At 69.0% G+C, this 21,552-nt stretch carries 23 protein-coding genes; 8 read left to right on the top strand and 15 right to left on the bottom strand.

Annotation, left to right across the window (positions count from 1 at the left end; all coding sequences use genetic code 11):
- Positions 1-124: 124 nt before the first annotated feature.
- The 3 genes from E6O51_RS05380 to E6O51_RS05370 all read left to right on the top strand — a co-directional run bounded on the left by E6O51_RS05380 (position 125) and on the right by E6O51_RS05370 (position 2,951).
- Positions 125-535: a DUF4332 domain-containing protein gene (locus E6O51_RS05380; RefSeq protein ID WP_136383937.1), complete on the top strand. Its 411-nt coding sequence runs from the start codon at positions 125-127 to the stop codon at positions 533-535.
- 211 nt (positions 536-746) lie between these two features.
- Entirely contained in the window at positions 747-956 is a 210-nt protein-coding gene (cspE, locus tag E6O51_RS05375; RefSeq protein WP_136383936.1) for a transcription antiterminator/RNA stability regulator CspE, read from the top strand.
- A 135-nt stretch (positions 957-1,091) separates the two neighbouring features.
- A complete protein-coding gene (locus tag E6O51_RS05370) occupies positions 1,092-2,951 on the top strand; it encodes a DEAD/DEAH box helicase (RefSeq protein ID WP_136383935.1) in 1,860 nt (619 codons plus the stop codon).
- Positions 2,952-3,038: 87 nt separating this feature from the next.
- On the opposite strand, the gene E6O51_RS05365 is transcribed toward E6O51_RS05370, so the two are convergent.
- From E6O51_RS05365 to yaaA, 3 genes are all read right to left on the bottom strand, one after another.
- Positions 3,039-3,335, bottom strand: a complete 297-nt coding sequence (locus E6O51_RS05365; RefSeq protein ID WP_136383934.1) for a hypothetical protein — start codon at positions 3,333-3,335, stop codon at positions 3,039-3,041.
- Between the two features lie 169 nt (positions 3,336-3,504).
- Positions 3,505-4,629, bottom strand: coding sequence for a M14 family metallopeptidase (locus E6O51_RS05360; protein WP_136383933.1), 1,125 nt, complete (start codon positions 4,627-4,629; stop codon positions 3,505-3,507).
- A 7-nt stretch (positions 4,630-4,636) separates the two neighbouring features.
- Positions 4,637-5,422 carry a peroxide stress protein YaaA gene (yaaA, locus tag E6O51_RS05355; protein WP_136383932.1) on the bottom strand — a complete coding sequence of 262 codons (786 nt, stop codon included), beginning with the start codon at positions 5,420-5,422 and terminating at the stop codon, positions 4,637-4,639.
- Between the two features lie 145 nt (positions 5,423-5,567).
- On the opposite strand from yaaA, the gene bioA reads away from it, so the two are divergent.
- Genes bioA through bioD form a run of 5 tightly spaced genes read left to right on the top strand, consistent with a single transcriptional unit; the run spans position 5,568 to position 10,239 of the window.
- On the top strand, positions 5,568-6,887 hold the full coding sequence (gene bioA, locus E6O51_RS05350; protein WP_136383931.1) for an adenosylmethionine--8-amino-7-oxononanoate transaminase: 1,320 nt from the start codon (positions 5,568-5,570) through the stop codon (positions 6,885-6,887).
- Between the two features lie 2 nt (positions 6,888-6,889).
- Positions 6,890-8,050, top strand: a complete 1,161-nt coding sequence (gene bioF / locus E6O51_RS05345; protein WP_136383930.1) for an 8-amino-7-oxononanoate synthase — start codon at positions 6,890-6,892, stop codon at positions 8,048-8,050.
- Complete coding sequence (locus tag E6O51_RS05340; protein ID WP_136383929.1) at positions 8,047-8,787, top strand: alpha/beta fold hydrolase; 741 nt, start codon at positions 8,047-8,049, stop codon at positions 8,785-8,787. Before bioF ends, E6O51_RS05340 begins: the two co-directional genes overlap by 4 nt.
- Positions 8,780-9,562, top strand: coding sequence for a methyltransferase domain-containing protein (locus E6O51_RS05335; RefSeq protein ID WP_136383928.1), 783 nt, complete (start codon positions 8,780-8,782; stop codon positions 9,560-9,562). Before E6O51_RS05340 ends, E6O51_RS05335 begins: the two co-directional genes overlap by 8 nt.
- Entirely contained in the window at positions 9,559-10,239 is a 681-nt protein-coding gene (bioD, locus tag E6O51_RS05330) for a dethiobiotin synthase (protein ID WP_136383927.1), read from the top strand. The genes E6O51_RS05335 and bioD overlap by 4 nt, the downstream gene beginning before the upstream one ends.
- Position 10,240: 1 nt before the next feature.
- Here the strand turns inward: bioD and E6O51_RS05325 are convergent, their stop codons facing one another.
- The 12 genes from E6O51_RS05325 to ispC form a co-directional block, all read right to left on the bottom strand.
- Entirely contained in the window at positions 10,241-10,711 is a 471-nt protein-coding gene (locus E6O51_RS05325) for a hypothetical protein (RefSeq protein WP_136383926.1), read from the bottom strand.
- Positions 10,712-10,819: 108 nt separating this feature from the next.
- The gene (locus tag E6O51_RS05320; RefSeq protein WP_136383925.1) at positions 10,820-11,623 is read right to left on the bottom strand and encodes a TrmH family RNA methyltransferase; all 804 of its coding nucleotides are present in this window, start codon (positions 11,621-11,623) and stop codon (positions 10,820-10,822) included.
- Between the two features lie 7 nt (positions 11,624-11,630).
- On the bottom strand, positions 11,631-12,086 hold the full coding sequence (locus tag E6O51_RS05315; RefSeq protein ID WP_136383924.1) for a CopD family protein: 456 nt from the start codon (positions 12,084-12,086) through the stop codon (positions 11,631-11,633).
- Positions 12,083-12,694 carry a ribonuclease HII gene (rnhB, locus tag E6O51_RS05310; RefSeq protein ID WP_136383923.1) on the bottom strand — a complete coding sequence of 204 codons (612 nt, stop codon included), beginning with the start codon at positions 12,692-12,694 and terminating at the stop codon, positions 12,083-12,085. Before rnhB ends, E6O51_RS05315 begins: the two co-directional genes overlap by 4 nt.
- On the bottom strand, positions 12,670-13,842 hold the full coding sequence (lpxB, locus tag E6O51_RS05305; RefSeq protein ID WP_136383922.1) for a lipid-A-disaccharide synthase: 1,173 nt from the start codon (positions 13,840-13,842) through the stop codon (positions 12,670-12,672). The genes rnhB and lpxB overlap by 25 nt, the downstream gene beginning before the upstream one ends.
- 5 nt (positions 13,843-13,847) lie before the next feature.
- The gene (lpxA, locus tag E6O51_RS05300) at positions 13,848-14,618 is read right to left on the bottom strand and encodes an acyl-ACP--UDP-N-acetylglucosamine O-acyltransferase (RefSeq protein WP_136383921.1); all 771 of its coding nucleotides are present in this window, start codon (positions 14,616-14,618) and stop codon (positions 13,848-13,850) included.
- Entirely contained in the window at positions 14,615-15,052 is a 438-nt protein-coding gene (fabZ, locus tag E6O51_RS05295) for a 3-hydroxyacyl-ACP dehydratase FabZ (protein WP_136383920.1), read from the bottom strand. Before fabZ ends, lpxA begins: the two co-directional genes overlap by 4 nt.
- A 6-nt stretch (positions 15,053-15,058) precedes the next feature.
- A complete protein-coding gene (gene lpxD, locus E6O51_RS05290; RefSeq protein ID WP_136383919.1) occupies positions 15,059-16,090 on the bottom strand; it encodes a UDP-3-O-(3-hydroxymyristoyl)glucosamine N-acyltransferase in 1,032 nt (343 codons plus the stop codon).
- 16 nt (positions 16,091-16,106) lie between these two features.
- On the bottom strand, positions 16,107-16,610 hold the full coding sequence (locus tag E6O51_RS05285) for an OmpH family outer membrane protein (protein WP_136383918.1): 504 nt from the start codon (positions 16,608-16,610) through the stop codon (positions 16,107-16,109).
- A gap of 35 nt (positions 16,611-16,645) precedes the next feature.
- Positions 16,646-18,994, bottom strand: coding sequence for an outer membrane protein assembly factor BamA (gene bamA / locus E6O51_RS05280; RefSeq protein ID WP_136383917.1), 2,349 nt, complete (start codon positions 18,992-18,994; stop codon positions 16,646-16,648).
- A gap of 6 nt (positions 18,995-19,000) precedes the next feature.
- Complete coding sequence (rseP, locus tag E6O51_RS05275; RefSeq protein WP_136383916.1) at positions 19,001-20,365, bottom strand: RIP metalloprotease RseP; 1,365 nt, start codon at positions 20,363-20,365, stop codon at positions 19,001-19,003.
- Entirely contained in the window at positions 20,362-21,552 is a 1,191-nt protein-coding gene (gene ispC, locus E6O51_RS05270) for a 1-deoxy-D-xylulose-5-phosphate reductoisomerase (RefSeq protein ID WP_136383915.1), read from the bottom strand. Before ispC ends, rseP begins: the two co-directional genes overlap by 4 nt.

The raw sequence follows: 21,552 nt of genomic DNA, 5'->3' as shown, positions 1-21,552 counted from the left end.
GTCACGAAGTGCCCTCCGCCCGAGGCAGACGTCATGCCCCGCATCGGCTAAATTGAAACGGCCGGCGCGCGTCGGCACGGCCGCAGGCATGCCGGCCGGTTTTCAAACACCCCAGGAGGTCACGATGGCAAACAAGAAGATCGAGGATGTGGAAGGCATTGGCCCGGCGATCGGCGCGAAGCTGCGCGAAGCCGGCATCAAGGATACGGATTCCCTGCTGGCCGCCAGCACGACCCCCGCGCAGCGCAAGCAACTGGCCGAAAAGACCGGCCTCACCGACAAGCAGGTGCTGAAGTTCGCCAACCTGGTCGATCTCTACCGCATCAACGGCATCGGCTCGGAGTATTCCGAACTGCTGGAAGCGGCCGGCGTGGACACGGTGCCGGAACTGGCCCAGCGCAATGCGGGCAACCTGGCCGCGGCCCTGCTCAAGGTCAATGAAGAGAAGAAACTCACCCGCCGCGTACCCAGCGAAACCGAAGTTGCCAAGTGGATCGAGCAGGCCAAGAGCCTGCCCCGCGTGCTGCAGTATTGATTCCGGCCGGGCGTGGGGTGAAAAAAAGCCACCACGCCCGCGTAAAACCGTGTATCGTGCGCGTTGCAGTCGATTCAAGCGGTATGTCCTGGCGGTTTTCTGGCAGTACGTTCTTCCCGGAACGGTTTCGGTTCGAATTCCCTCGCATGATTCTTGATCGTTCCTGCGCCCGGGCGTCTTGCCCACAATCTTCATATGGAACGCTAAACAAATGAGCACTCAAACCGGTACCGTCAAGTGGTTCAACGACGCCAAGGGCTTCGGCTTCATCACCCCCGAAGGCGGCGGCGAAGACCTGTTCGCCCACTTCAGCGAAATTCAGGGCAACGGCTTCAAGACCCTGGCCGAGAACCAGCGCGTCGAGTTCGAAGTCAAGAACGGCCCCAAGGGTCTGCAGGCCGCGAAGATCCGCGCCCTCTGAGCCCAGGCGCTTGACGCACGGAAACGCGGCTTCGGCCGCGTTTTTTGTTTTGTGGTCGTCCGCCTGCCACACTGAATCGTTTTCCCGCCCTTCCCCGCCAGCCCTTCCCGCCACAGCCCCTCTCCGACCGCCCCGATGACCACTCCCATTACGAGCTTCCGCGACCTCGAACTGCCCGCGCCCCTGCTGAGCGCGCTGGCCGAAGTCGGCTACGAAACCCCTTCGCCCATCCAGGCCGCCTGCATCCCCCACCTGCTGGCCGGGCGCGACCTGCTCGGCGAGGCGCAGACCGGTACCGGCAAGACGGCCGCCTTCGCACTGCCTGCGCTGGCCCGCCTCGATCTCGCCAATTTCCGTCCCCAGGTGCTGGTGCTGACGCCCACGCGGGAGCTCGCCATCCAGGTCGCCGAAGCCTTCCAGAAGTACGCCCATCACCTGCCGGGCTTCCACGTGCTGCCCCTGTACGGCGGCCAGAGCATGGTGGTGCAGTTGCGCCAGTTGAAGCGCGGCGCCCACGTCATCGTCGGTACGCCGGGGCGGATCATGGACCACCTGGAGCGCGGCAGCCTGGTGCTGGACGGCCTTTCCACGCTGGTGCTGGACGAAGCCGACGAGATGCTGCGCATGGGCTTCATCGACGACGTGGAGTGGATCCTGGAGCACACCCCGGCGGAGCGCCAGACCGCGCTCTTTTCCGCCACCATGCCGGAAGCCATCCGCCGCGTCGCCCACCGCCACCTGCGCGAGCCGCAGGAAGTCAAGATCCGCGCTGCGACCGCCACCGTGGCGGCCATCCGCCAGCGCTACTGGCAGGTGCGCGGCGTTGACAAACTGGACGCCCTCACGCGCATCCTGGAAGTGGAGGACGATTTCGACGCTGCCATCGTCTTCGTGCGCACCAAGACCGCCACCGTGGAACTGGCCGAGCGCCTGGAAGCGCGCGGCTACGCCGCCGCCGCGTTGAACGGCGACATGACCCAGGGCCTGCGCGAGCAGGTCATCGAACGGCTCAAGAACGGCTCGCTGGACATCGTCGTCGCCACCGACGTGGCCGCCCGCGGCATCGACGTGCCGCGCGTGAGCCACGTCATCAACTACGACATCCCCTACGACACGGAAGCCTACGTGCACCGCATCGGTCGCACCGGGCGCGCGGGGCGCCAGGGAACGGCGATCCTGTTCGTCGCCCCGCGCGAGACCCGCATGCTCAAGTCCATCGAGCGTGCCACGCGGCAGCCCATCGAGGCCATCGCGCTCCCCACCCGCGAGGCCGTGGCCGGCCGGCGCGTGGCCCAGTTCCGCCAGCAGATCGTGGACACGCTGGAAAAGGAAGATCTGGCCTTCTTCATGGACGTGATCAACGGCGTCGAGGAGGAGGAAGGTTTCAAGGCCCACGAGATCGCCGCCGCGCTGGCCTTCCTGGCCACCCGCGACCGTCCCCTGCAGATCGAGGAGACCGGCCGCGGCTGGGACGTCGCCACCGCGCCGCAGTCCGCCGGCAGGGCGGAGCGCCCGCCCCGGGAGCGCCGCGACGAAGCCCCCGCCCGCCGGCACGCCTTTTCCGACGGTCAACTGACCCGCTACCGCATCGAGGTGGGCCGCGAACACGGCGTGAGCCCCAAGGAAATCGTCGGCGCCATCGCCAACGAAGGCGGCATCGAGGGCCGCTACATCGGCCAGATCCACCTCTTCGACGACTACAGCACGGTTGAACTGCCCAAGGCACTGCCGGCCGAACTGCTGGGCCTGCTCAAGCGCGTGCGCGTGCGCCAGCGCCCGCTGGCGATCCGCGAACTGGGTGCGGCCGAAGCCGAAGCCCTGCCGGAACGCCGCCGCCCGACCGGCGGCTTCAAGGAACGCGCCGCGGGCGGCGAACGCCCCCCGCGCAAGTGGGAAGGCGGACAGGAGCGCCCGCGGGCCAAGCCGTCCGGCGAGCGGCACGGCGCGCCGAAGCCGCACGCCGGCAAGCCGGTGAAGCGCTTCCGCAAGGACTGAACGCCCCCCTGCCAATGAAAAACGCCGGCGCGAGGCCGGCGTTTTGCCATCTGCCAGGCAGCGGGCGCGGCGCCCGCTGCGGAAGATTCAGAGGCGCCCGCTGGCGCGGCGCTGGGGTCCGTCTCCCCAATGGGCGTCGCTCGGCGCCTCCTCGAACTGCGGGAAGCGGCGGTCGTGTTCCATCAGCAGGCTCATGATCGTCAGCGCATGCTCGCGCGGAAAACCCTGGCGGGTGCCGCCGCGGGTGTCGGTCATAAGCTGAAGGATATAGTTGCGACATTCGCGGCTGCCCCAGATATGGTCAATCTTGCGCAGATGCGGGAAGCGCGCGTAGAGCGACATCGTGTCGGTTTCAGTGACACTTTCGCGGATTGGTGCGTTCATTTCCGGAATCTCTCGATACCCACTTCGGGCAGTCCCTGCGTTTATAGCGCAAGTATCACCTTAGTACAATTGCGGATATCACGCTGAGGCAGTATTCCGGCGCGCGCGGCGCACCGTCGCCGATATTGCACCTGAGCCGCCGATTCAGCGGCGTGGCGGGGAATGGTGTTCAGGCATCACCGACGTGCGCCAGCACGGCATTGAGCATGGCCGCGCCCAGGCGCTTGCTGCGCAGGCCGCTCCAGCCGGTCTGGCCGTCCGGCAGGTTGGCGTTGTCCTTGAACGGCATCTCCAGCGTCAGCGATACGCAGGCGAAATGGTTGGCGACCCACTTGCTCGCCAGGGTCAGCAGTTCTTCGCCGAAGCGCCCCGGCTTGTAGCCATGCTCGGTCTGGAAGTCGGGGCTGGCCGCGCGGAAAGACTCGACGAAGCGCGCCTGGCGCTGCGCCAGTTCCGGCGTGAAGGCCGGCACTTCCTCGGCAGTGGAAAAGAACACGTAGGGCAGTTCCTCGTCGCCGTGGATGTCGAGGAAGAGTTCGCAGCCGGTGTCCATCATCGCCTGGCGCACCAGTGCCACTTCGGGCGAGGCCTGGGGGTCGGGATCGCGCCACTCGCGGTTGAGGTTGCGCCCGGCGGCGTTGGTGCGCAGGTTGCCGCGCACCGCGCCGTCCGGGTTCATGTTGGGCACCACGTAGAGCACCGCGTGCTCGCGCACCTTGCGCGCTACCGGGTCGGCGGCATCCAGCAGGCGCTCCAGCAGGCCTTCGACAAACCATTCGGCCATGGTTTCGCCCGGATGCTGGCGGGCGATGACCCACACCGGGCGGCGGCTCGGGCCGGGCCGGCCGACCACGACCGCGTCAAGGTCGCGCCCTTCCACCGTGCTGCCCAGGTGGCGCACCTGGGCGAAGGGCGACAGCTCCGCCCAGCCGAGCAGATCCAGGTGGCGCTCGAAGGAGTACGGCTCGAAATAGGCGTAGTAGATGCTGTCGCGCTCGGGCGTGTGTTCGACGATCAGCTTGCCGTCCTCGTAGCGCGTGGTGGCGATGCGGAACCAGTTGCGACGGTCGTAGGAGGCCACGCAACGGTAGCCTTCCCAGTTCGGGTAGGCGGCTTCGGCCGCGTTCTCGAACACCAGGCGCACGGCCCGGCCGCCTGCATCGAGCAGGCGGAAATGGAACCACTGGGCGAAGTCCGCGGCGTTGTCCGGACGCAGGCGCAGGCGGATGTTCTGCGGGTCGGCGAGGTCCACCACCTCGATGGCGCCGGCGTCGAAGTTGTGGCTGATCTTCATGGCTGCCTCAGTCCAGCCGGCGGCGGAACACCAGCGTGTCCTCATCCGACGCCCCGGAGGCGAAGGCGTAGCCCTCGCTGTCGAAATCCTTCAGCGCCTCCACGTCCGCCGCCCGCCGCGTGATCGCGTAGCGGCTCATCAACCCCCGCGCGCGCTTGGCGTAGAAGCTGATGATCTTGTAACGCCCGCCCTTCCAGTCCTCGAATACCGGGGTGACGATGCGCGCCCCGAGCCTGTCGGCCTTGACCGACTTGAAGTACTCCTCGGAGGCCAGGTTCACCAGCACCGGGGTTTCGCCCTCCTCACGCTGGTCGGCCAGCACGCGGCGCAGGGCGTCGGTGATGATGTCGCCCCACCAGGCGTAGAGATTGCGCCCGCGCGGATTGGCGAGCCGGGTGCCCATCTCCAGCCGGTAGGCCTGCATCAGGTCCAGCGGCCTCAGCACGCCGTAGAGGCCGGAGAGGATGCGCAGGTGGTCCTGCGCCCAGGCCAGCTCGTCCTCGCCCAGGCTGGCGGCGTCCAGCCCTCCGTAGACGTCGCCGTTGAAGGCCAGCACCGCCTGCTTGGCGTTGCCGGTGTCGAAGGGTCGCGACCAGGCCGTGTAACGCGCCGCATTGAGGGTGGCGAGCTGGTCGGAGAGGTCCATCAGCTTCGCCACGTCCTGGGGTGCGAGTTCGCGCAGGATGCGGATCAGCTGTTCGGACTGGTCGAGGAAATCCGGCTGGGTATGGCGGGCGGTGGAGGGAGGGGTCTCGTAGTCCAGCGCCTTGGCGGGGGAAATGACGAAAAGCATGGCGTTGTGCACCGGTTGGGGGATGGCGGGATGGTAGCAAAAGCGCGGCGGCTGCACCGCCTCCGCGCTCCCGGCCCGGCCGACGGGGTTTGACACTGCCGGGGCGATTGCGCACCATTGTCCGGTTTTGCCCACGCCCGCCTCCATGCCGCAACCCGACCTGCTCCGCCGCTCGCTCGCCTCCGTCTGGCACCCATGCACCCAGATGAAGCGCCACGAGACCCTGCCGCCGATCGCCATCGTGCGCGGCGAAGGCGCCTGGCTCATCGATGCGGACAGCCGTCGCCTGCTGGACGGCATCAGCTCCTGGTGGGTCAATCTCTTCGGCCACTGCAACCCGCGCATCAACGCGGCGCTGCGCGAACAACTGGACACGCTGGAGCACGTGCTGCTGGCCGGCTTCACCCACGAACCGGTCGTGGCGCTCTCGGAACGTCTGGCCGCGTTGACCGGCCACCGCCTGGGCCACGCCTTCTACGCTTCGGACGGCGCCTCGGCCACCGAGATCGCCCTGAAAATGAGCGCCCACTACTGGCGCAACCACGGCCAGCCGGGCAAGCACCGCTTCCTGAGTTTGGCCGGCGGCTACCACGGCGAGACCGTGGGCGCGCTGGCGGTCACCGACGTGGCGATCTTCCGCGATGCCTACGCCGATCTCGTCAAACCCGGCACCACGGTGCCCTGCCCCGATGCCCGCCTGGCCGAGCCCGGCGAGACGCCGGCCGACGTGGCCCGCCGGGCGGCCGCCGCACTGGAAGCCCATCTGGCCGAACACCACGCCGAGACCGCGGCGCTGATCGTCGAACCCCTGGTGCAGGGCGCGGCCGGCATGGTCATGTACGACCCGGAATACCTGCGCCTGGCGCGCGCCCTGTGCGACCGCTACCGCGTGCATCTGGTGGCCGACGAGATCGCCGTGGGCTGCGGGCGCACCGGCACTTTCTTCGCCTGCGAGCAGGCCCACGTGTGGCCGGACTTCCTGTGCCTGTCCAAGGGCATCTCCGGCGGCTACCTGCCCCTGTCCCTGGTGCTCTCGACGGACGACATCTACGCCGCCTTCTACGCCGACGACACCGCACGCGGCTTCCTGCATTCCCACTCCTACACCGGCAACCCGCTCGCCTGCCGCGCCGCGCTGGCCACGCTGGACATCTTCGCCGAGGACGGCGTGCTTGCCGCCAACCGGAGCCGCGCTGCGCGCCTAGGCGAGGCGATGGAAGAAGGTTTCGGCGGCCACCCGGCAGTGCGCCATCTGCGCAGCCGCGGCATGATCCTCGCCTTCGACGTGGCGGGCGCCGGCGCCGACTTCGGCCGCCGCTTCTTCGCCGCCGCGCTGGAGCACGGCGTGCTGCTGCGCCCCATCGGCAACACGGTGTACTTCATGCCGCCCTATGTGGTGGACGAAGCCGAGATCGCCCACCTCATGCGCGGTGCCCGGGCGGCGCTCGACGCGGCGCTCGCCTGACCATGCTGATCGACCGCCTGCAGGCCGATCTGGCCGCCCTCGACGCCCAGGCCCTGCGCCGCACCCGGCGCAGCCTGGAGAGCCCCTGCGGCCCCCATGCCGTGGTGGACGGGCGCGAGATGCTGGCCTTCTGCAGCAACGACTACCTGGGGCTGGCCGGCGAACCGCAACTGGCCCAGGCCCTGGCCGAGGGCGCCGCACGCTGGGGTGCGGGCTCCGGCGCGTCGCATCTGGTGAGCGGCCACTACCGCGTGCACGACGAACTGGAAGCACGCCTGGCCGCTTTCGTCCGCATGGAGGCGGCGCTCTACCTCTCCACCGGCTACATGGCCAACACGGGCGTGGCGCCGGCGCTGCTGGGGCGTGGCGACGCCATCTTCGCCGACCGCCTGAACCACGCCTCGCTGGTGGACGGCGCCCTGCTGTCCCGCGCCGACCTGCACCGCTACCCCCATGCCGACACCGCCGCGCTGGCGCGCATGCTGGAAGCCAGCACGGCGAAGCACAAGGCCATCGTCACCGACAGCGTGTTCAGCATGGACGGGGATGTTGCCCCACTGGCGGAACTGCTGGCGCTGGCCGAACGGCACGATTGCTGGCTGATCGTGGATGACGCCCACGGCTTCGGGGTGCTTGGACCGCAGGGGCGCGGCGCGCTGGCCGCCGCGGGGCTGGAGAGTTGGCGGCTGATCTACGTGGGCACGCTGGGCAAGGCCGCCGGCGTGTCCGGCGCCTTCGTCGCCGGGCACAAGGACGTGGTGGCCTGGCTGATGCAGAAGATGCGCACCTACATCTTCACCACCGGCGCCCCGCCGGCGCTGGCCCATGCCCTCCTCGCCAGCCTGGACCTGATCGAAGGGGGCGACGCGCGGCGCGCGCGGCTCGGCGGGCTGATCGGCCTGCTGCGCGAGGAACTGCATCTGACCCGCTGGCGCCTGCTGCCCTCGCGCACCGCCATCCAGCCGGTACTGGTGGGCGACAACGCCGAGGTGCTGCGGCTCGCCCGCGCCTTGTGGGACGCGGGCCTGTGGGTGCCGGCCATCCGCCCGCCCACCGTGCCCCAGGGCACGGCCCGGCTGCGCATTTCGCTGACCGCCGCCCACGGCGAGGATGACGTCCGGTGCCTCGCCGCCGCGCTGAACCGCCTGGAGGCGACCCTGTGAGCCGGCCGCTGGTGCTGCTGCACGGCTGGGGCCTCACCGCCCGCGTGTGGGAAGCGCTGCGCGCGCCAATGGCCGATGTGCCCGTCTACGCCCCGGACCTGCCCGGCCACGGCGACGCGCCGGCGGTCGGCAGTGCCAACCTGGCGGCGTGGACCGACCGCCTCGCCGCCGGCCTGCCGGATGGCGCCACCGTGTGCGGCTGGTCGCTCGGCGCGCTGCTCGCCCTCGACCTTGCCGCCCGCCATCCCCGCAAGGTCGCCCGCCTGGCGCTGATCGGCGCCACACCGCGCTTCGTCGCCGCGGACGACTGGCCCCACGCCCTGGACGCGGCGACGGTCACCGCCTTCCGCAGCGCCTTCGCCACCGATCCGGCCGCCGTACTGCGCCGCTTCGTGGCGTTGCAGGTCATGGGTGACGCCCGCCGCCGCGACGTGGGCGCCGCGCTCACCGCCGCCCTGAGCACGATGGAACCCGATCCCGCCCGCATCACGGCACTGGCCGATGGCCTGGCGATACTGGCCGGCACCGACCTGCGCGGCACGCTGCCGGGGATCGCCCAGCCGGCGCTGCTGCTCCACGGCGAGCACGACGCGCTGATGCCGGCGGACGCGGCGCGCTGGCTGGCCCCACGATTGCCGGGAGCCCGATTGGAGATCATGGCGCATTGCGGCCACGCCCCCTTTCTCTCCCGCCCGGCGGACTGCGCCGCGCTGTTGGAAAACTTCCACCGTGCTTGACACTCGCGCCGCCAAGGCGCAGGTGCGCCGCGCCTTTCACCGCGCCGCACCCACCTACGACCGAGCCGCGCAGGTCCAGCGCGAGGTCTGCGCACGGCTGGCGGCCCTGGCCGCCGCCCATGCCTGCCGGCGGCCGGTGAAGCGCGTGCTGGATGCCGGCTGCGGCACCGGCCACGCCCTGGACCGGCTGGCCGCCACCCATCCGGGTGCGCAGTTGCTGGCCCTGGACTTCGCCCCCGGCATGCTGGCGCGGATAAGCGGCCATGGGCGCATCTGCGGCGACCTGGAACACCTGCCCCTGGCCGGCGGCTGCCTCGACGCCCTGTGGTCCAGCCTGGCGCTGCAGTGGTGCGCGCCGGATCGGGCACTGGGCGAGATCGCCCGTGTGCTCGCCCCGGGCGGAACCGCCTGGCTCGCCACGCTGGGTCCGCAGACCCTGCATGAATTGCGGGCGGCTTTCCGTGCAGTGGACGGAGCCGCGCACGTCATCGACTTCCATCCTCTCGAGACCTGGCAGACGGCGGCGGAGACGGCCGGGCTGGCCGTGCGCGCGCTGGAGTGCGCACCGGCCTGGGCACTGGCGCCCGACCTGCGCAGCCTGCTCGCCGGCATCAAGGCCATCGGCGCCCACAGCGTGGGCAGCGCTCCGCGCAAGCCGCTCGGCCGGGCGGCCTGGCGCACGCTGGCGGCGCAGTACGAAGGCTGGCGCCGGCCCGACGGCCTGCTGCCCGCAACCTACGACGTGATCCTGCTGGCCGTGGAAAGACCGCAATGAACGCCGCCGCGTGGTTCGTGACCGGCACCGACACCGGAGTCGGCAAGACCTTCGCCACCTGCGCCCTGCTGCACGCCGCGCGCCATGCGGGCTTGCGGGCAGTGGCGATGAAACCGGTGGCGGCCGGTGCGGAATTGGTGGACGGGCGGCTGGCCAACGAGGACGCGCTGCGGCTGCGGGCCGCAGGCAGCTTCGACCCCGGCCTCGACCTGCTCAACCCCTATTGCCTCGCCAGCCCGGTCGCGCCGCACATCGCGGCACGGGAGGAAGGTGTGCGCATCGACCCGGCGCTGATCGCCGCCCGCCTGGCGGATCTGCGCTCGAAAGCCGACTGCGTGTTCGTGGAGGGCGCGGGCGGCTTTCGCGTGCCGCTGGCGGCGGATTACGACATGGCGATGCTGGCGCGCGATCTCGGCCTGCCGGTCATCCTGGTGGTGGGCATGCGCCTGGGCTGCATCAACCACGCCCTGCTCACGGCGGAGGCCATCGCCGCACGCGGACTCGTACTGGCCGGCTGGATCGCCAACCGCATCGATCCGCACATGCTGCACTTCGAGGACAATCTGGACGCGCTGCGCGAACGCCTGGCAGCCCCCCTGCTCGGCGTGCTGCCCTACCGGGCGGACGGCGACGCGGCCGCCGCCGCAGCCGGGTTGACGCTGCCGGAGCGCGGCTGAACTACAGCACGCCGAGGAGTTGCCCCTTCAGCTCGATGGCGCGCAGCTTGCCCATCTTGGTCAGGGAAATGGCATGGAACCAGTCCTCGACGAGCGCCTGCAGATCGGCCGCGCTGCGGCTGTCGTTGATGCGGGTCATCAGGTCGAGGGCGCCATAGGGGCCGTTGAAGGTGCGCAGGGAATTCATCATGAAGTTGCGCGCCTTTTCCAACTGCTTCGGATCGCCTGCGTCCCCGTCCGCCGGAGCGGGCCTGGCCGCAGGCGCGGGGGCGGTCTGCTCCACGTAGCCGTCCCGCTGCAGCAGTTCCAGGGTTTCGTCCAGCCTGGGATCGGGCATCAGCGCACGCACCTCGTCCAACGGGCGCTTGCCGTCGATCAGGATCAGCAGCCTCCTCTCCCGGGGACCCAGGCCGCCGCCCCGTTGTTCGATTTCTTCCTGCCCTTTGCGGGTCTTGGCCAGAATCGCGTTCATCTCGTCTCCTCCGTACAGCCCGTGTTTCGCTGGCAGCAGAAACTCCTGTGCGGCATTTGTAAGAAAACGTTCAGGATTCTGAACGCTTGGAGGACGATGTCAATAGGGTCATCCCCGATGCCCTTCGGTTTTTCGAGCCTGGCGGACCTGCTCGAACAGGCACACGGCGGCCGCGGCACCCACGTTGAGGGATTCCACCGCTGCGTTCATCGGGATGACGATGGTTTCCGAGGCCAGCGCCGCCACGCCGGGCGACAGCCCCTGCCCTTCCGCGCCGAACAGCCAGGCCACCGGGCGCGCGAGATCCACGTCGTACAACGGACGCGCATCGACCCCGAGCGCAGCGGCGATCACCGGCCCCGGAAAACCCTCCAGGCGGGCCGCCGCGTCCGCCTGTTCGTGGATGCGCAGCGCGAAGTGCGCACCCATGCCCGCCCGCAGCACACGCGGCGCCCAGGCCTGCGCGCAGCCGGGAGTGAGCAGCACGTCGGCGACGCCGGCCGCCGCCGCGGTGCGCAGGATGGTGCCGAGGTTGCCGGCATCCTGCACGCCGTCGAGTACGACCACCGTGCCGGTGAACGGCGCGGGCGCCGGTGGCGGCGGAAGGTCGATGACGGCCAGCACCCCGGACGGCGTATCGACCGGGCTGACGTGGGCGAACAGGCGGTCCGGCAGATGCAGCACCGGCACCGCAGCATCGGCGCGCGTGAACAGCGCCTGGATTTCGTCCTGGGCCAGGCCGTGGTCGCTGACCACCAGTTCCTTCAGCGGCCAGTGGGCGTCGAGGGCGGCGGCCACGAGATGCGCACCGTCGAGCAGGGTTTCACCGTATTTGCGCCGCTCGCGCGCGGAATCGGCCAGCGCGTGCAGACGCCGTACCGCGGGGTTTTCGCGCGAGGTGATCGCCTTCACGGATGGTTCAAAGCCCCAGCCCGAGGGTGGCGATGGCGATGGTCGCGACGCCCAGCGCGAGGTTGAAGCCGACGCGCTGGCGGATGGTGTTGAGCGCCACTGCTCCGCTGGCCCAGTCCTCCACCCGTACCGCGCGCTGCAGGCGCTGCCAGGGGCCGAGCCAGATGCCGGCGAACACGGCGATCATCACCAGCCCGGTCAGCAGCATGACGTGCCACGCCCGCGGCGCGCCCGCGAAGCCCCTCTCGATCAGCATGAACAGGCCGGACAGCCCGATCAGCGCGACCGCCGCCCACACCAGCGGGAAGAAGCGCGCAAAGGTCGCCGCCCACAGCGGCAGGCGCTGCGCGGGCGCGAGCTGGGCGGCGGCCGGGCGCAGACAGCCCCAGGCGAAGGCCATGCCGCCCACCCACACGGCAACGCCGAGCACGTGCAGGAACAGCATCAGGTGATGAACGCTCATGCTTCGTCCTCCGGGGACCACAGCGGCGGATTCGCCAGGATGTCCCGCACCGGCGCGAAACTGCGGCGGTAGAACGGCGCCACGCCGTGGCGGCGGATCGCCGCCAGGTGGGCCGCGGTGGGGTAGCCCTTGTGGCCGGCCAGGCCATAGTGCGGGAACTCGGCGTCCAGCGCCACCATGGCGGCGTCGCGCACGGTCTTGGCGAGAATGGAGGCCGCGGAGATGGCCGGCTCCAGCGCGTCGCCCTTGACGATGGCGCGTGCCGGCACGGCCAGCGGCGGGCAGCGGTTGCCGTCCACCAGCACCTCGTGCGGGGTATGCGTGAGGGCTTCGACCGCGCGCTTCATCGCCAGCATGGTGGCGTGCAGGATGTTCAGGCGGTCGATCTCCTCCACCGTGGCCTCCGCCACCGCCCAGGCCAGCGCCCGTTCGCGGATCAGCGGCGCAAGCCGTTCACGCGCCTTCTCGCTGAGTTTCTTGGAATCCGCCAGGCCGGCGATGGGGCGCGCGGGGTCGAGGATGACCGCGGCGGCGACCACCGGGCCGCACAGGGGGCCGCGGCCGGCCTCGTCCACGCCGCAGATCAGATGAGCGCGCGCAGGCGGCATTCCTCGGCTCCGATGATGTAGGGCAGGATGGCGGCGGCCGCCTTGTCCGCGGTGCCCTGGCGCAGGTCGCGGTGCAGGTCGGTGAAGCGTTCGGCCAGCGCCTGGCAGGCGGCCGGATCGGCCAGCCAGCCTTCCAGCGCGTCGGCGAGTTTTTCCGGGGTGGCGTCGTCCTGCAGCAGCTCCGGCACCAGGCTGTCGTGGCACAGGATGTTGGGCAGCCCCACCCAGGGCAGATAGGCCATGCGCTTCATCAGCCGGTACTGCCACTTGCCCATGCGGTAGCTGATCACCATCGGACGCTTGAGCAGGGCCGCCTCCAGACTGGCGGTGCCGCTGGCCACCAGCACCGCGTCGGCGGCGGTCATGGCGTCCACCGCGTGGCCGAACAGCATGCGGATCGGCAGGTCCGTCGCCTCGTTGCGGTGGATGGCTTCGTCGAAGAGCTGGCGGGTCTCGCGCGTGGCGAGCGGGACCAGGAAGAGCAGATCCGGCCGCCGCTCGTGCAGCAGGCGCGCCGTGCCGATGAAGATGTCGGCCAGATTGCGCACCTCGGACTGCCGGCTGCCGGGCAGCAGCGCCACTGCCCTGCTCGCCCTGGGCACGTCGAGCAGTTCGCGCGCCTCGTCGCGGTTGGGAAAGAGCGGAAACACGTCCGCCAGCGGATGGCCGACGTAGCTCACCGGCACGCCGGCCTTCTCGTACAGCGCCGGCTCGAAGGGGAACAGGCACAGCATGTGGGACACCGAGCGCGCGATCCTGCGGATGCGCCCGCCGCGCCAGGCCCAGATCGACGGGCTGACGAAGTGGATGGCCGGCATGCCCGCCGCCTTCACCCGGCCTTCCAGCCACAGGTTGAAGTCCGGCGCATCGACGCCGATGAAGGCGTCCGGCCGTTCGCGGCGGATGCGCGCGAGCAGCGCCTTGCGGATGCCGGACAGCTCGCGGTAACGCTTGAGCGCATCCACGTAGCCGTGCACGGCGAGCAGTTCGCACGGCCACAGGGCATCGAAACCTTCGGCCTGCATCTTGGGGCCGCCGATGCCGAAGAATTCCGCATCCGGCAGATGCCGGCGGATGGCGCGGATCAGGTGGCTGGCAAGCAGGTCGCCGGAGGCTTCCCCGGCGACCATGGCGATTCTGGGCGGCACGTCGGTCAGCGGACGATGCCGCGGGAGCTGTGGGCGATGAAGGCGGCGAAGGGCTCGACTTCCGCGTGTTCGGCGACGATTTCGGCCACCTTCCCGCGCGCCTCTTCCAGCTTCAGCCCGCTGCGGTACAGCGCCCGGTAGGCGCGCTTGATGGCCATGATGGCGTCGGACGAATAGCCGCGCCGCTTCAGGCCTTCGCTGTTGATGCCGTGGGGCTGGGCCGGGTTGCCCGACACGGTGACGAAGGGCGGCAGGTCCTGCAGCAGCACGGTGCCCACGCCGCAGAAGCTGTGGGCGCCCACGCGCACGAACTGGTGCACGCCGGTGAAGCCGCCCAGGATGGCCCAGTCGCCCACATGCACGTGGCCGGCCAGCGTGGCGTTGTTGGCGAAGATGGTGTGGTCGCCCACCTGGCAGTCGTGGGCCACATGCACGTAGGCCATGACCCAGTTGTCGTTGCCGATGCGCGTCACGCCCGCATCCTGGCTGGTGCCCACGTTGAAGGTGCAGAATTCGCGGATGGTGTTGCGGTCGCCGATCTCCAGGCGGGTCGGTTCGTCGTCGTACTTCTTGTCCTGGGGCTGGGCGCCGATGGAGCAGAACTGGAAGATCTCGTTGTCGCGCCCGATGCGGGTGCGGCCCTCGATCACCACGTGCGGGCCGATGCGCGTGCCGTCGCCGATCTCCACGTGCTCGCCGACGACGGAATACGGGCCGATTTCCACGTTGGCGCCGAGTCTCGCGCCGGGATGGACGATGGCGGTCGGGTGAATCATGACTTGGCCTTGAGCGCGCACATCAGTTCGGCTTCGGTGGCGATCTGGTCGCCGACGCGGGCGACCCCCTTGTACTTGTAGATGTTGCGCTTGGCCTGCAGGATTTCCACCTCGAACACGAGCTGGTCACCCGGCACCACCTGGCGCTTGAAGCGCACGTTGTCGATGCCGGCGAACAGCACCACCGAATTCTCGTCCGGCTTCACGCCCATGGTCTTGAACGACAGCAGCGCCGCGACCTGGGCCATGGCCTCGACGATCAGCACGCCCGGCATCACCGGGTGGGTGGGGAAATGGCCGGGGAAGAAGGGCTCGTTGATGGTGACGTTCTTCAGCGCGACGATGCGCTTGCCCTCCTCGATCTCCAGCACCCGGTCCACGAGCAGGAAGGGATAGCGGTGGGGCAGGTACTGCAGGATTTCGTTGATGTCCATGGGAGCTCAGTCGGATTCAGTCGGATCGGCCTTGTCCAGGCCCTGTTCGAGGGCGCGTATTCTATCCACCAAGCTGTCCAGGTGGCGCAGATGCGCGAAGTTTTTCACCCACTCGGGGTGAGGCTGCACGGGGAGATTGGCGGTATACACGCCGGCCCGATGGATGGACTTGGTCACCAGCGTGCCGGCGGACACCACCACGTCGTCGGCGATGGACAGGTGGCCGATGATGCCCGCCTGCCCGCCTATCATGCAGCGCGCGCCGATCACCGTGCTGCCGGCGATGCCCACGCAGCCGGCGACGGCGGTTTTCTCGCCGATGCGCACGTTATGGGCGATCTGGATCTGGTTGTCGAGCTTGACGCCGTTGCCGATCACCGTGTCGTCCAGCGCACCCCGGTCTATGGTGGTGTTGGCGCCCACCTCCACGTCGTCGCCGATGACCACGCGCCCGACCTGCGGAATCTTGATCCACGAGCCGTCGCGGTCGCGGGCGAAGCCGAAGCCGTCCGCGCCAATGACCGCACCGGCGTGCAGGATGCAGCGCGCGCCGATCACGCAGCCGTGGTAAACGGTGACGTTGGCATGCAGACGGGAGCCGGCGCCTATCGTCACGCCGCGCCCGATGTGGCAGCCGGGGCCGATCACCACGTCCTCGCCGATGCGGGCGCCGGCTTCCACCGAGGCGCCGGCACCGACACTGGCCGAGGCGGGCAGGTCGGCCTCCACCGCGGCCGTGGCATGCACGCCGGCGGGCACGGCCGCGGGCGGGTTGAACAGTTGCGCGACGCGGGCGAAATAGACGTAGGGATCGGCGGTGACGATGCGCGGCAGGGCGGTGAGTTCGCGCGCCTCGGGCGCCACGATCACCGCCGAGGCACGGCAGTCGGCGAGCCGCGCGGCGTACTTGCGGTTGGCCAGGAAGGCGAGATCCCCCTCCCCGGCCTGGTCCAGCGTGGCCACGCGACGCACGGCGACGGCGGGGTCGCCCACCAGCTCGCCGCCCAGGTGGGCCACCAGTTCGTCGAGTCGGAACATCCCCGCGCCTGCCCGCTTACTTGCCTTCGGCAAGCGCCTTGATCACCTTGTCGGTGATGTCGATGCGCGGGCTGGCGTACACCGCTTCCTGGAAAATGATGTCGAAGTTCTCGTTCTCGGCGATGCGCTTGACCGCCGCATTGGCCTTGTCGAGCACGGTGGCGAGTTCCTCGTTGCGGCGCTGGTTGAGGTCCTCGCGGAATTCGCGCTGCTTGCGCTGGAAGTCGCGGTTCAGGTCGTTGAACGCGCGCTCCTTGTTGCGCCGGTCGGACTCGGCCATGGTCAGGCCGCTGCGTTCGAGCTCCTCCTGCATCGCCTGCAGGTCGGCGGCCATGCGCTGCAGCTCCTGGTCACGACGCTCGAACTCCTTCTCCAGGCGCTGCTGCGCGCGCACCGCGGGGGCCGCCTCGCGCATCACGCGATCGGAGTTCACGAAGCCGATCTTGGATTCGGCCATCGCGCTCTGCGCCGCCAGACCGAGCAGCGCGGCGGCGAGAACGGAAACGGTACGGACTTTCACTTATGCCTCCAACAAAACCGGGCCATGCGGCCGGATCAGAATACCGAGCCCATCTGGAACTGGAAGCGCTGCACCTCGTCGTCGTCCTCCTTCTTGAGCGGGAAGCCGAGGCTGAACTTGAGCGGGCCGATGGGTGAGCTCCACGAGAAAGCCAAACCGGTACTGTAGCGCAGATCGCCGACCTTCAGCTTCTGCTGACGGCCGTTGGCGTCCTCGCCCCAGACGTAGCCGGCATCGAGGAAGGCCGATACGCGGAAGGAGCGGTCCATGCCCGAGCCTGGCAAGGGGAAATAGAACTCGGCGTTGGCGACCAGCTTGCGGGTGCCGCCCAGCGCGTCGCCTTCGTCGTCCTTCGGGCCGATGGAGCTTTGTTCGAAGCCGCGCACCGAACCCAGGCCGCCGACGTAGTAGTTCTTGTAGAACGGCATGGGCTTGCCGTGCAGGCCCTTGGCCCAGCCGGCCTCGCCGTTGAGCATGAGGGCGTAGTCGCGCCCGATCGGGAACCAGTGCTGGTACTGGTAGCCGGCCTTGATGTATTGCAGCTTGCCGGGCGGCGTGGCCAGTTCCGCGTACAGGCTCTGGTACACGCCCCTGCGCGGAAAAAGGAAGCTGTCGCGCCCGTCCCGCGACCAGCCGGCGGTGAGCATCAGGCTGTTCACGGTGACCTTGCCGACGCCGTACTGCGGGTCGTTGCGATCGGTGACATTGGAACTGCAGCCGAAGTCGACGCAGAAGTCGCGGTAGCGGAAGGTGCTTTCCTGGTAGGTCTCGATCTCGGTGCGGTCGGCGGCGATGCCGAAATTGATCTGGTCATCCTCGCTGATCGGATAGCCGATGCGTAGCCCGGCGCCGGTGGACACCGTCTTGTAGGGGGAGATCGAATACGATTCGGACGGATCGTAGGTGCGGTGGTAGAGGTCCCAGCCCAGACTCACGCCGTCCACCGTGTAGTACGGATTGGTGAACGACAGGGCGTAGGTCCGGCTGGTCTTGCTGGTGTTCAGCCCCAGGGTCAGCGCATTGCCGCTGCCGAACAGGTTCTGCTGCGAGATCGAAGCCTGGAAGGTAACCTTTTCCGAACTGGAGAAGCCCGCGCCCAGCATCAGGTTGCCGGTGGGGCGTTCCTTGACGGTGAAATTGACGTCCACCTGGTCGGTGGTGGCCGGCACCGCCGGCGTCTCCACGTTGACTTCGTCGAAGAAGCCCAGGCGCTCGACGCGGGTGCGCGAGCGGTTGATGGCCGCGGCGTCGTACCAGCCGCCTTCCATCTGGCGCATCTCGCGGCGCACGACCTCGTCGCGGGTCTTGGTGTTGCCGCCCACGTTGATGCGGCGCACATACACCCGGCGGCCCGGGTCGACGATGATCATGAACGCGACTTCGCGCTTGTCCTTGTCCACCTCCGGCGCCGCGTTCACGTTGGCGAAGGCGTAGCCCTCGTTGCCAAGCAGGTCGGTGATGGCCTTGGTGGTCTCGGTGAGCTTCTCGCGGGAGAACACGTCGCCGGGACGCAGTTGCGTCACCTCCTGGTACTTGGCCTCGTCGAGCACCAGATCGCCCGTGTAGCGCACGCCGGACACCGTGTAGCGCTCGCCTTCGGTGATGCTCACGGTGATGTAGATGTCCCGCTTGTCCGGCGTGATCGAGACCTGGGTGGAATCGATGTTGAAATCCAGGTAGCCGCGGTCCAGGTAGAACGAACGCAGGGTTTCCAGGTCAGCGGACAGCTTCTGGCGCGAATACTGGTCGTTCTTCGTGTACCAGGTGAGCCAGCCGGGCGTGCGCAACTGGAACAGGTCGAGCAGATCGTCCTCGTCGAAGGCCTTGGCGCCGATGATGCCGATCTGGCGGATCTTGGCGACCTCGCCCTCGTCCACGGTGAAATTGACCGCGACCCGGTTGCGCTCGAGCGGGGTGACCGTGGTGGTGATCACCGCGGAATACTTGCCGCGGGACAGGTACTGGCGCTTGAGCTCCTGTTCGGCGCGTTCGACCAGCGAACGGTCGAAGATGCGCGCTTCGGCCAGGCCCACCTCGGCCAGCCCCTTCTTCAGCGCGTCCTTGTCGAATTCCTTGACGCCGACGAAATCGATCTGCGCGATCGCCGGGCGTTCGTCGAGCAGAACCACCAGCACGTCGTTCTCGACTTCGATGCGCACGTCACGGAAGAAACCGGTGGCGAACAGCGCCCGGATCGCCTCGGCGGCCTTGTCCTCGCTGAAGGTGTCGCCGACCCGTACCGGAAGATAGTTGAATACGGTGCCGGCTTCGGTGCGCTGGATGCCCTCGACGCGGATGTCCCTGACGACGAATGGATCGAACGCGAGGGCCGGCGCGGACGCAAAAAGGGCCACCATCAGCCCGGAAAGGAGCTTGCGATTCATCGGGTATCAGCCGGAAACGAGACGGGATATGTCGTTGTAGAAGGCGAAAGCCATGAGCATTGCGAGGATGACGAGACCAATTTGCTGACCGATCTCCATGACGCGCTCGGGAACGGGGCCGCCTTTGAAAATTTCGATCGTATAGTACATCAAATGCCCGCCATCCAGCACCGGAATGGGCAGCAGGTTGAGCACGCCCAGACTGATGCTGATCAGGGCCACGAACTTGAGGTACTGGCCCCAGCCGAGCTGCGCGGTCTGCCCCGCATAGTCGGCGATGGTCACCGGCCCGGAGAGATTCTTCCACGACACGTCGCCGGTGAGCATGCGTCCGATCATGCGCACCGATACCACGCTGGTTTCCCAGGTCTGGCGCATGGCCTTGACCAGGCTGTCCACCGGCCCGTAGCGCACCACCGCGAACAGTGCGTCGTGCTCGCCGATGGACGGACGCGCCACCGCGACGCCGATGCGGCCGATGCGCTCTCCGCCCTCCTCCGCCACGTCCGGCACCAGGATCACCGCGATGCGCTCGCCGCCGCGCTCCACCACCGCCGGCAGTTCCGTGCCCGCTGCGGCGCGCACGCGGTCCACCAGGTCGCTCCACGAATCCAGCGGCGCACCGCCCAGTTCGACGAAGCGGTCGCCGGCGCGCAGGCCAACGCGAGCGGCCGGACCGTCGGCGACGAGTTCACCGATCACCGGCTCGATCAGCGGGCGCCACGGACGCAGGCCGATGCGCACGATGAGATCTTCGCCATCGTCTATGGCGAAGCCGGAAAGATCCAGCGGGCGGTGGACTTCCACGCCTTCCAGCGTGCGCACCTGCAGGGTGACCCGGCGTTCGTCCAGCGCATGGCGCAGCAGCACCCAGCGCAGTTCCTGCCAGCTATGCACGGCCTCGCCGTCCACCGCCGTCACCAGGTCGCCGTCGCGCACGCCGGCCGCCGCAGCCACGCTGGCGCTCTCCACGACCGCCAGGCGTGGGCGCAACTCCTCCACGCCGGTGGCGAACAGCCCCCAGTAGAGCACGATGGCGAGCAGTAGATTGGCCAGCGGACCAGCCGCCACGATGGCGAAGCGGCGATACACCGACTGGCAGTTGAAGGCGCGGCGGAGCTCATGGGCCGCCACCTCGCCCTCGCGCTCGTCGAGCATCTTGACGTAGCCGCCGAGCGGAAACGCGGCCAGCGCCCATTCGGTGCCGTCCCGGCCGGCGCGCCAGGCTACCAGGGGCTTGCCGAAGCCGATGGAGAAGCGCAGCACCTTGACCCCGCACCAGCGCGCCACCAGGTAGTGGCCCAGCTCGTGGATCAGGATCAGCAGGCCGAGCGCGGCAGCAAAGGGGATCAGGTAGCTGAACAGATTCATTGGCGGTTGCGTATCTCTTGGCGGGCAATCTCACGCGCCCGCGCATCGGTGGCGAGGACGGCCTCCAGCGAGTCGACCGACAGCCCGGATGCACGTTCCAGCGCGGCGGCAATGATTTCCGGAATGCGGCGGAAGCCCAGCTTCCTGTCGAGGAAGGCCGCTACCGCCTCTTCGTTGGCTGCATTGAGCACGGCCGGCGCAGCGCCCTCGGCGCGCAGGGCCTGGTAGGCCAGCGCCAGGCAGGGGAAGCGCTCGAAGTCCGGACGTTCGAAGCTCAGTTGTGCGATCTCGAAAAGATCCAGCGGGCGCACGCCGGCCTCGATACGCTCCGGCCAGGCCAGCGCGTGGGCGATGGGCGTGCGCATGTCCGGGTTGCCGAGCTGGGCGAGCACCGAGCCGTCCACATATTCCACCATGGAGTGGATCACGCTCTGGGGATGGACGACGACGTCGATCCGTTCGGCAGGCGCGCCGAACAGCCAGTGCGCCTCGATGACCTCCAGGCCCTTGTTCATCATGGTGGCGGAATCCACCGAAATCTTGCGCCCCATGACCCAGTTGGGGTGGGCGCAGGCCTGTTCGGGAGTGACCGCTTCCAGATCGGCCGCCGCCGCGGTGCGGAAGGGTCCGCCCGAGGCGGTGAGCAGGATGCGGCGCACGCCGCGGACGTCCGGGTCGCGCCCGAAATCCGCCGGCAGGGCCTGGAAGACCGCATTGTGTTCGCTGTCGATGGGCAGGAGCACGGCGCCGCTGGCGGCCACCGCGTCCATGAACAGGCGCCCGGAAAGCACCAGCGCCTCCTTGTTGGCGAGCAGCACCTTCTTGCCGGCGCGCGCGGCGGCCAGCGTGGGCTGCAGACCGGCGGCACCGACGATGGCCGCCATCACCGCATCCACGTCCGGGTGAGCCGCGACTTCCGTCAGTGCCCGCTCTCCGGCGAGCACCTCGGTACGGCTGCCGGCTCCGGCGAGGCGGGTGCGTAGTCCGGCCGCCGCAGCCTCGTCGCCCAGCACGGCGATGCGCGGCGTGAAGCGCAGGCATTGCTCGAACAGGCGGTCGGCCTGGCGCTGGGCGGTGAGCGCGAAGACCTGGAAACGCTCGGGGTGGCGGCCGACCACGTCCAGCGTGGACATGCCGATGGAGCCGGTGGCACCGAGGATGGTGATGCGCTGTGGGCTGCGGGTCAT

Origin of the sequence: Pseudothauera rhizosphaerae, assembly GCF_004801305.1 — a bacterium.
Classification (GTDB): domain Bacteria; phylum Pseudomonadota; class Gammaproteobacteria; order Burkholderiales; family Rhodocyclaceae; genus Pseudothauera; species Pseudothauera rhizosphaerae.
This window is presented reverse-complemented; position numbering and strand designations above follow the sequence as displayed.